7 protein-coding genes are annotated in these 10,138 nt (G+C 54.9%); all 7 read left to right on the top strand.

Translation table 11 applies throughout. From position 1 onward, the window contains the following. The coding region (tssM, locus tag EQY_RS0119125) for a type VI secretion system membrane subunit TssM (RefSeq protein WP_000663159.1) at positions 1-3,135 on the top strand (3,135 nt) is incomplete at its 5' end. Then, positions 3,135-3,938, top strand: coding sequence for a TagF domain-containing protein (locus tag EQY_RS0119120; RefSeq protein WP_001250471.1), 804 nt, complete (start codon positions 3,135-3,137; stop codon positions 3,936-3,938). The genes tssM and EQY_RS0119120, both read left to right, overlap by 1 nt. Before the next feature lie 144 nt (positions 3,939-4,082). After that, on the top strand, positions 4,083-4,817 hold the full coding sequence (locus EQY_RS0119115) for a hypothetical protein (RefSeq protein WP_000528403.1): 735 nt from the start codon (positions 4,083-4,085) through the stop codon (positions 4,815-4,817). A gap of 53 nt (positions 4,818-4,870) precedes the next feature. Beyond that, positions 4,871-5,185, top strand: a complete 315-nt coding sequence (locus EQY_RS0119110) for a hypothetical protein (RefSeq protein ID WP_001280220.1) — start codon at positions 4,871-4,873, stop codon at positions 5,183-5,185. Positions 5,186-5,209: 24 nt separating this feature from the next. After that, positions 5,210-7,423, top strand: a complete 2,214-nt coding sequence (locus EQY_RS0119105) for a type VI secretion system Vgr family protein (RefSeq protein WP_000011489.1) — start codon at positions 5,210-5,212, stop codon at positions 7,421-7,423. A gap of 23 nt (positions 7,424-7,446) precedes the next feature. Beyond that, positions 7,447-7,890: a DcrB-related protein gene (locus EQY_RS0119100; protein WP_000203118.1), complete on the top strand. Its 444-nt coding sequence runs from the start codon at positions 7,447-7,449 to the stop codon at positions 7,888-7,890. A 20-nt stretch (positions 7,891-7,910) separates the two neighbouring features. Continuing rightward, the coding region (locus tag EQY_RS0119095) for a DUF6531 domain-containing protein (RefSeq protein WP_024212653.1) at positions 7,911-10,138 on the top strand (2,228 nt) is incomplete at its 3' end.

Here is a 10,138-nt window from a genome sequence, read left to right as displayed (position 1 = left end):
CTTATCGATACCGCTGGGCGCTATGCCCGCCACGATGATGGCGGCGAAACGAACGCGACACAGCGTAACGCCGGAGAGTGGCAAGGATTTTTGGGGTTGCTGCGAAAACACCGCCCCAACGCGCCGTTGAACGGCGTGCTTCTGACGCTGAACGTGGCAGATCTAACCGCGCAGTCATCGGCAGAACGCCTGGCTACTTGTGCAGCCCTGCGTGCACGGCTGGCAGAACTGAGAGAGACGCTAGGGATCCGTTTTCCTGTGTATCTTATTGTCACAAAAATGGATCTGTTGCCGGGCTTTACGGAGTATTTTCGTGGTCTTACCAGTCACCTTCGTACCCAGGTATGGGGCTTTACTTTGCCTTACAGCCGGAAACGTAATTCCGCAGATCTGCAGTCGCGACATGCGCTCTGTGGGCAGGAACTGGCAAATCTGACGCTGCGGCTGGATCAGGGGTTGGATACCCGGTTGCAGGAAGAGTACGACCTTAAAAGCCGCCAGCGGCTGTATCGCTTCCCGCGTGAATTTGCCGCGCTGGGCGCGCCATTGCTGGAAGCCATTGAACAGATCTTCCTCGATTCAAAATTCGATGCCACCCAGCTTAACAACACCTTGCGCGGCGTATTTTTCACCAGCGCGGCACAGGCGCAGGCGGACGCCGTGGCAGACCATACGGGCATCTGGCCGCGTTTTGTCCGGGCAATAAAAGGGAAGGCGGATTCACCGTCTCATACCCTGCCGGACGGCAACCGCAGCTATTTTCTCCACGATCTACTGAAACAGTTAATCTTCCGCGAAGCGCACCTGGTGGAGCCGAATCTCCAGTGGGCATGGCGTTACCGGCTACTGCGTACCGGCGGGCATCTGCTGGTACTGGCGCTGGCTTTCTGGTTATGGCAGGGAATGCAGGGCAGCCAGCAGGGTAACAACGGGTATCTGAATGAAATCGCCACCCGGACGGCTAAACTGGATACTGATGTCAAAGCCTATACCGGAAAACCTGCGATGCCCCCGGTTCCCGCATTACTGAACCAGGCGCGGGCGCTCTCTGCCTGGCCGGGGCTGGATCCGGACTCACCGCCGCTGGCCTGGCGTTACGGGCTGTACAGCGTTCCGCCGGTGATGGAGAGTGTGGCCTCTCTGTACGACCGCCTGCTGGACCAGCTGCTGTTGCCGCCGCTGGTGAAACGCATGGAATATGTGCTTTCGGATGCGATAGCACGTCAGAACAGCAAAGCCGCCTATGACACCCTGCATGTTTATCTGCTGCTGAACCTCGATAAAGACCACGAGGACAAATACAACGCGGCGGAAATTCACTCATGGGTACTGAATGACCTGGACAACCGCGACAGCGTGGCGGAGTTTGGTGGTCGTGCAGCCGTGCTGGAACATATCGACGCTCTGTTTGACGGTAGCCGCGTAGTGCATTCGCCCTACGAAAAAGATGAGGGGTTGATCCGCCAGGCGCGAACTTTCCTCGATGGACACACCAGCACTGAGCGTATCTATGCCCGTGCACTGGCTTCTATGGAGAGTGAAGCACCGCAGGAGTTTTCGCTGGTGCGCGCTGTAGGGGCAGATGCTGGAACCGTCTTTGTTCGCACGGATGGCGCGCCGCTGGATCGGGGCGTACCGGGCATCTTCACCCGCGAAGGCTACCGGGACTTATTCGACAAACGACTGCCTGAATTTGTTGCCGCAGCGTCAGCGAATGATGCCTGGGTGATGGGGCGGGAAAATGCGCAAAAAAAAACGACTGAGAGTGTAATGAGTCAGCTACCGGGACAGGAACTCCCGGTTACCCGTGAAGTCCGTCGCCTGTACCTGACTGAATATGCCCGCCGGTGGCAGGATTTTCTGGTCAGTATTCACAGCATCAACAGCGCCGGGGAGGACGGTGGTCCGGGGCTGGCCTATGATCTTCAGGTGCTCCGTACCCTGGCCTCGCCAGATTCACCGTTGATGCGGCTGAGTAAAGCCGTGGTGGAGCAGACCACCCTGGTACCGCCGCTGGATGCACAGGCCAGACAAAAGCAGATGGCCCAGCGAGCGCAGGATCGGCTTTCCGGTAATGCGGGAAAAGTGGTACAGACGGCGAAGCTGTTCCAGGACATCCATCCAGAAGAACGTCTGGAGAAAACGCTGGTGGATGATCGTTTTGCCGCATTGCGGGAAGTTGTTTCCGGGCGTATGGACAGCGGACAAGGGGGCGGTGCACCACAGCTTAATTCGCTGCTGACGATGCTCAATGAATATTACACCCAGCTCACCATTGCAGACAGTGCACTGGCGGCCAGCACATTACCGGGCCGCATTTCGGCGGCGGATAAACTTCAACTGGAGGCAGCAAAACTACCCGCGCCGCTGAAAAATATTCTGCTGGATTTAACACTGCAGGGGACACGCAAAATCAATGCCGGAACGGGTGAAGTGCTGAATGCGCAAATGGAGGCGGTGATCGGTGATGAGTGCCGTGACGCCATTGACGGGCGCTATCCCTTTACCGACAGCCCGCAGGAGGTCAGCGCGGACGATTTTAACCGTATCTTTGCCAGCGGCGGGGTGCTGGATGCCTTCTGGACGAAACAACTGGCCCCGCTGGCGGACATTGCCAGCAATCCGTGGCGTTACAAACCGACCGAAGGCAACATGACGCTGCACGGGCCAGATCTGGTGCCGTTTCAGGAGGCAGAACAAATCCGCCGCGTCTTTTTTAACGGGGAAGGCGGGAAAAAGTTTTCCTGGGCGATGCAGGTCCGCGTCGTGGATATGGATCCGGCCATCACCGAGCTGGTGATTGACATTGATGGGCAGGTGCTGCGTTACGCTCACGGCCCGGTCAGGCCGCTAAAAGTGAACTGGCCGGGGCCGCGTAATGGCTCAATGGCGGAAATCACCGCCAGCCCGCGCATCCGCCAGGACACCTCGACGCTGCTGACGAACGGGCCGTGGGCGCTGTTTCACCTGCTGGACGCGGGTAACGCGCAGGATACAGCGGTACGGGGAACGCAGCAGGTGGAGTACAGTTTTGATGGGCGACGGGTAGTGCTGGAAATCACCGCCGGGAGAGACTTTGACCCGGTGAACCGGGGACTACTGCAACGTTTCGCCTGCCCGGAGAGGGCGCTCTAATGCGCCGTGCTACGGCAGTATCGACCCCGTCGATGTTCGGTAGGTTGCCGGACCAGCGTGATTATGTGCGCTGGCGGGTGAGCGCGAACGAAGGACAGGTGTGGCAGGCGTGGCTGAACCAGCAGACGTGGCTTGGGCAGGGGCGGCATATTGTACTGCCGGAAGGAACGGATGCCGTGACGACGGGAGAGAATGACGGTTGGATGCACTTATCACCGCGTGAAAAGTCGGTGCTGCCGGAGCACCATCCGCTGCCGTGGAGCTTCGTCCTGTCGCCGGGGTTTTTACCCATTGGCGGGCGTGATGAATGGCTGACAGGGGTACTGACCGCCTCGCGAGACAGCACGGGCAGGCCGTGGCCGCTGGTGATTTACCAGCGTGCCGGACGGGAATGGCTGGAAGAGAGTCTGGATGAAACGCAAGGCTGGCTGTACTGGCTGGCAAGACTGGCGGCAGTACATGTCTCACCACAGACAGAACGCTGCGGGCGGCTGGCGGAGCAGGCAGACCAGCTGTGGGCGATGTGGCGACCGGGGCCGCGCTGGGCGCAGTGGTTGCGTGGTTTGCGGCGTGTACCGCAGCGCAGCCGGGAACTCACCGGCCTGCCGGACGCACCGGTAGTGGAACTGCCCGGCGTGCGGCACCTGCCGTGGCCGGGCTGGCCGGACAAAATGCTGACGCAGGCACAACAAGGGCAGGGCTGGTTCTGGCAGCAGAACAGCGAGGGGCGGTATGTGGATGCGCTGCGGCTGGAGAAAAAATCATGTGCCACGAATGCTGAGAATAGCTATACAAAAATATGACGATAAACGTGTAGATGGGAAACAAATATACCCATGAAATTCAAGTTGATTGCTATCTTCAGACTATCCCTGGTCCCGTCTGCGTTGGTGGATAAGCAAGCATCTTCAGGTTTATTGGATATATAGAAATATACGGAGGTGAACATGGGTAACTCTCATGATGAGGCTATTCAGCAGGCATATGATGCTTATGACGACTTAATGCTGGATAAACGATATATCAGGGACAATGATGCCTGGGGCGATTTAAGAATTGACCGTGAAAATGGTGCAATCTCATTATTGCTGAGATGGAAATATAATTGGATAAAAAGATGGGATGCAAAAACTGATTGGACAGATATGGAGAAAAATGCCTTTCATGGGAAGGTTATTTTTGTCATTAATCAAACATGGAATAATAAGGTTTTTTTATCCGTTTCTGGGAAGTCTGAGTTTGTTAGTAAGTTTAATGGTAAGGACTTACCCTTCACAATAGAAATAATTCAGACTGATCGTCATGGGTATTGGGATGTAGTGGTGTTTAAAATTGATAATGATGATCCAAATAGCTTTCGTCAGAGTAACATTGTCTGGAATAGTCGATACGTTGAATTTGACTCTAAAGATATAGTTGCAGCAGCTAAATGTCTTGGCTCATCAAAAGTTTGCCATGAGCAAATAGGGCTGTCTCACGAGCTTGGGCATATTATTGGATATCTTACTGATGAATACTATAGTGACGATGCAGATAAAGCAACTACACCATTCTCCGGCGACGCCAGTGCGTTAATGAATATTGGTATGGAACTGCGCTCTCGTTATATGGAAAATGTCATTGAGCGGTTAAATAGAATGGTTCCGGGTTCTGAATTTTTTGTGAAAAGCGTAAAAAAATGAAGCTAATATACGCTGTGATTATTTTTTTGATAGTGGGTGGGGCGAAAAATAGCATGTCTGATATCCCTGAACATGCTTATCTGAATGCGAGTGGTGTGTATAATGGAGTTGAAGAGAATGTTTTATTAAATAACTATGGTAAGCCAGAGCATGAATTTATAAAGCCTCGTTATAAACTTGTCGGCGAGTATTATATCGAAATTGAAAATACCTATCGCTCAACAAATCCTGAATTCAAAAATATCCCCATCAAAGAAATGTTTTGGCATTTGCGGCAGGATTTAAATCTTACATGTTTTTTTCATTATAAAGATGGACAGTGGCGGGTTATTTCTTATTTTTTCTGGTCGCCGGGCGCTAAATTCTAATCCGATATTAAAGGAATAAATATCATGAGTTTTGTATCTGCGGGTAATAAATCTGGCAGTAACGGTGGGCCAGCTATCTCCACGCCACCGATAGCCGGAGGAAGTAGTGCTATAAGCGCAAGTTCAGCCGCAACCGATGTAGCTGATGCAGCCGAACAGATGGCAGAACAGGCAGTTGCAGATCTATTTGGTGCGCTTCCAGAACCGTCAGGACTGGTTAAAGCTGCAGTAGCTGCTGCGCAGGCCGCCGCCGCCGCGTCAGGGATCTCGGATATGGCTGGTGCAGCTCAGGATGCGGCGGCATCGCTTGCTGCCGCTGATCCGGGGGCGCATAACGTCACAGTAAGTGGTAGTGCGGTGCCGGCGCAGATTCTGCTGTTTGCAGGTATGAATGGTTCGGAAGGGCTTGGGAATCTGTTTTCCTATACAGTACAGCTTAAAACGCCTGACACCCTGAACCTCGGATATGTCTCCCCTGCTGCCAATCTGCCGCTCAAACCGATGGTGGGCAAAGACCTGTGCGTCAATATTGAACTGGATGGCGGCGGCAAACGGCATATCAGCGGGCTGGTGACGGCTGCGAGGGTAGTCGGTCACGAGGGGCGCTCGGTCACGTATGAATTGCGCATTGAACCGTGGCTGAAGCTGCTGACCCACACCAGCGACTACAAAGCTTTCCAGAACAAAACCGTGGTGGAGATTCTGGATGAAGTCCTGGCTGAATATTCTTTTCCGGTGGAAAAACGGCTGGTGGAAAATTATCCCCCCCGCGCCTGGCAGGTGCAGTATGGTGAAACCGATTTTGATTTCATCCAGCGCCTGATGCAGGAATGGGGTATCTACTGGTGGTTTGAGCACAGCGAGAACAGCCACACGCTGGTACTGGCTGATGCCATCAATGGTCATAAAACGTGCCCGGACTCGCCGCTGGTAGAGTGGCACCAGGAAGGACTGAAGCTCGATAAGGAATTTATCCACACCATTACAGCCAGTGAGAGGCTGCGTACTGGAAAGTGGGTGCTGGACGATTTTGATTTTATGAAGCCGCGTTCACTGCTGAAAAGTACCGTGGCTAATCCGCGTGATACCGGTCATGCTGAATATGAGCATTACGAATGGCCTGGTGATTACTTCACTATGGGGGAAGGCGAGATGCTGACGCGCATTCGTATGGAAGCGCAGCGCAGCCCTGGCAGCCGGGTTGGAGGGGCGGGGAATATCCGCACCCTCATGACTGGTTACACCTTTACGTTGATGAATCATCCGACGGCGGAGGTCAACCAGGAATATCTGCTGGTGCAGACCACACTGTTTTTACGGGACAATGCGCAGTACAGCGGCCAGGACCAGCATTTTACCTATGTCACCACGTTCGAACTGCACCCCACCAGTGAAGTCTACCGCCCACAGCGAACCCTGAGCAAACCCCATACCAAAGGCCCGCAGAGCGCCATCGTCACCGGTCCGGCGGGGCAGGAGATCTGGACGGATAAATATGGCCGGGTGAAGGTGCAGTTTGGCTGGGATCGTTATGGTAACAATGACGAAAACAGCTCCTGCTGGGTCCGTGTTAGCTATCCGTGGGCGGGAAAAGGATTCGGCATGATCCAGATCCCGCGTATTGGCCAGGAAGTGCTGGTGGATTTCAAAAATGGTGACCCGGATTTACCCATCATCGTGGGGCGTACCTATAACCAGGACACGATGCCGCCGTGGGGATTGCCTGGCATGGCGTCGCAGAGCGGGATATTCAGCCATTCGTTACAGGGGGGGCCGACCAACGGAAACATGCTGCGCTTTGATGACAAAACGGGGGCGGAAGAGGTGAAGTTCCATGCGGAAAAAGACCTCAATACCACAGTAAAAAACAATGAAACCCACACGGTCATGGTCGATCGCACAAAAACCATTGTCAAAAATGAAACCATCAGCGTGGGAGAAGACCGTAATGCCACCATCACAAACAATGATGGGCTTTCCGTCAAACTAGCTCAAACCATCAATGTCGGGACGACATATCGTCTGGACGTTGGCGAGCAATTTACCCTTCGCTGCGGCAATGCAGCGCTTGTATTACACAAGGATGGCTCGATTGAGTTTTGCGGAAAACAACTTTTACTGCACACCAGCGATGTGATGCAACTCATTGGCAGTGGTATTGATATGAATCCGGATGGCGGAAAAGCCATTACTGCGAATGATATTGCCCCAGTACCCACTCCGGATGCTTCTGAATAAAAAATAATAAAAGGATTTTATCTATGACCAGCCTTTACCGTATTCAGGAGGGCAGCTTTGCCCTGCCTGAAACTTTTCTTGATCGCACCGTCAATATCTTCGTCCCGTCGGGCAATGAGAGGGCAACTCCCAGTCTGAATATTTCCCGCGACACGCTCAGGCCCGAGGAAAACCTGACCACCTACATTGACCGCCAGATAGCCTTGATGAAAAAAAACCTGGGTCAGCACCGGGTACTTTCGCGGGGAACGGCAGTGGCGGGAACTGGCGAAGCTGCCATGGCAGGTGAACAAATTCTCGCAACTCACCGTTCTGGAAAAACAGAAGTGTATCAGCGTCAGGCCGGGTTTATCACCGGGCCAGGAAAGGTTCTGGTGTTAACCCTGACCTGTCAACGTCCTTTTGATGAGCATACTGACCAGCTATGGACTGCCTGGTTGACCAGTTTTCAGCCCGCTAAGGGTTAAAATAACATGGAGGTTTTGTCATGTATGAAGCCGCACGGGTGGATGACCCCATCTACCACACCAGCGCCCTTGCCGGGTTTTTAATTGGGGCGATCATTGGCATTGCCATTATTGCCGTTGCCGCCTTTGCTTTTTTTACATGTGGCTTTTTAGCCGGGCTGGTGCTGAGTTTTCTGGCTGACCAGATAGCGTCCGGGGTGCTACAACTGGGAGAAGCCATCGGGCGCTCGATACATTCCACTGCGGGAAAAATTCTGACCGGCTCTCCCAATGTCAGCACCAACAGCCGACCTGCTGCTCGGGCCGTACTGAGTACGGTGATATGCGAAGACCATTCCCCGGAAATCCGCATTGCTCAGGGATCCGGCAACATCTACATCAACAGCCAGCCCGCCGCCCGTAAGGAGGACCACACTGAATGTGATGCAGTGATTGAGGACGGCTCTCCCAATGTCTTCCTCGGCGGCGGTACGCAGACGGTGCTGGAAATCAGCCCGGAAATCCCTGACTGGTTGCGTCAGGTGGTGGATGTACTGTTTGTGGTCGCCGGAATGCTTGGCGGGCTGGCTGGCGCCTGGCGTCAGGCGGCAAAGCTGGGCTCGAAATTTGGCACAAAATGCGCGGCCAAATTTATTGGTGGCGAAATTACCGGGATGGCCGTTTCCGAGGTCGCTATGGGGTTGTTCAGCAACCCGGTGGATGTCACGACCGGGCAAAAAATCCTGTTGCCGGAGACAGATTTCACCCTGCCGGGCCGTCTGCCTGTCACCTGCTCACGCTTTTATGCCAGCCACCTGGAAACAGAGGGAGTTCTGGGTAGAGGATGGCGACTGAACTGGGAGATAAATCTGCGCGAAGATGAGGCATATATCACCTTCATCGGAGTACAGGGCCGGGAGCTGAGTTATCCGAAAGAAATGCTGACGCCGGGCCATCAGATATTCGACCCCGAAGAGCAGTTTTACCTTAGCCGCCTGCATGACGGGCGCTATGTGCTGCATTACACCGACCGCAGCTATTACGTGTTTGATGAATTTGATGACCATGGCGTCGCGCCGTTACTTTTTATGGAGACGCCGCACCGGCAGCGAATTGCTTTCGGGCGTGAGAACGGCAGGCTGGTGCGGGTGGCTTCCAGCAGCGGGCACCATTTGCTGTTGCACCGCACGTTGACGCCGGCAGGAGAACGACTTTCGCATATTGAGCTGGTGAAGGGCGGGCGTCCCGGTAACCTGGTGGAATATCGTTACGATGATAACGGGCAACTGACCGGTGTGGTGAACCGGGCCGGTGTGACGGTGCGCCAGTTTGCCTATCAAAATGGCCTGATGACAGAGCACCGCAACGCGACGGGCTTCACCTGTACCTACCGCTGGGAAGAAGTTGAGGGTTTTCCCCGTGTGGTGGAGCACTCGACCAGCGACGGCGAGGATTACAGGTTCCACTATGATTTTGCTGGCGGGCAGACGGTGGTAACCGGCAGGTCAGAGCAGAAGTGGCAGTGGTGGTTTGATGAACAGACGTATGTGACCGCGCATCGGACGCCGGGCGGCGGGATGTACCGCTTCACCTACAACGAAAACCATTTCCCGGTGGCGGTGGAACTCCCCGGCGAACGCAGGGTAACGCTGGAATACGACACCCTGAGCCGGGTGGTGAAAGAGACGGACGCGGCAGGGCGGATGACACAGACGCAGTGGAACGGCAGTTTTGCTGAAATCACGCGCCGGGCACTGGATGACGATCACGTATGGAAGGCGGGTTACAACGAACACGGCCAGGTGATACGGGAGACAGACCCGGAAGGGCGCGTCACGCGGTACGGGTATGATGAACAGGGGCTGGCGGTCAGCCGCACGGATGCGCGGGGCGGCGAGGTTGCGCTGGTGCTCGATGCGCGCGGTCAACTGACGCGTTACACCGACTGTTCAGGGCGCACCACGGATTATGAATACGATGAAGACGGCAACCTGACGGCGGTGACGGATGCACAGGGAAAAACGGTACGCATCAGCTACAACCGTCTGGGGCTGCCGGAGACGGTCAGCCACCCCGGTAAACAGCAGGACCGTTACACGTGGAATGCGCTGGGATTACTGAGCAGCCACCGTCGCATCACGGGCAGCGTACAGTCCTGGCAGTATACGCCGCGCGGCCTGCCGGCAGTTCACACGGATGAAGAGAAACGGGCGACGCGCTGGCAGTACACACCGGAAGGTCTGGTCGCCAGCCTGAGCAACGGCAACGG

Source organism: Escherichia sp. TW14182 (genome assembly GCF_000208525.1).
In the GTDB taxonomy this organism is placed as follows: Bacteria; Pseudomonadota; Gammaproteobacteria; order Enterobacterales; family Enterobacteriaceae; genus Escherichia; species Escherichia ruysiae.
This window is presented reverse-complemented; position numbering and strand designations above follow the sequence as displayed.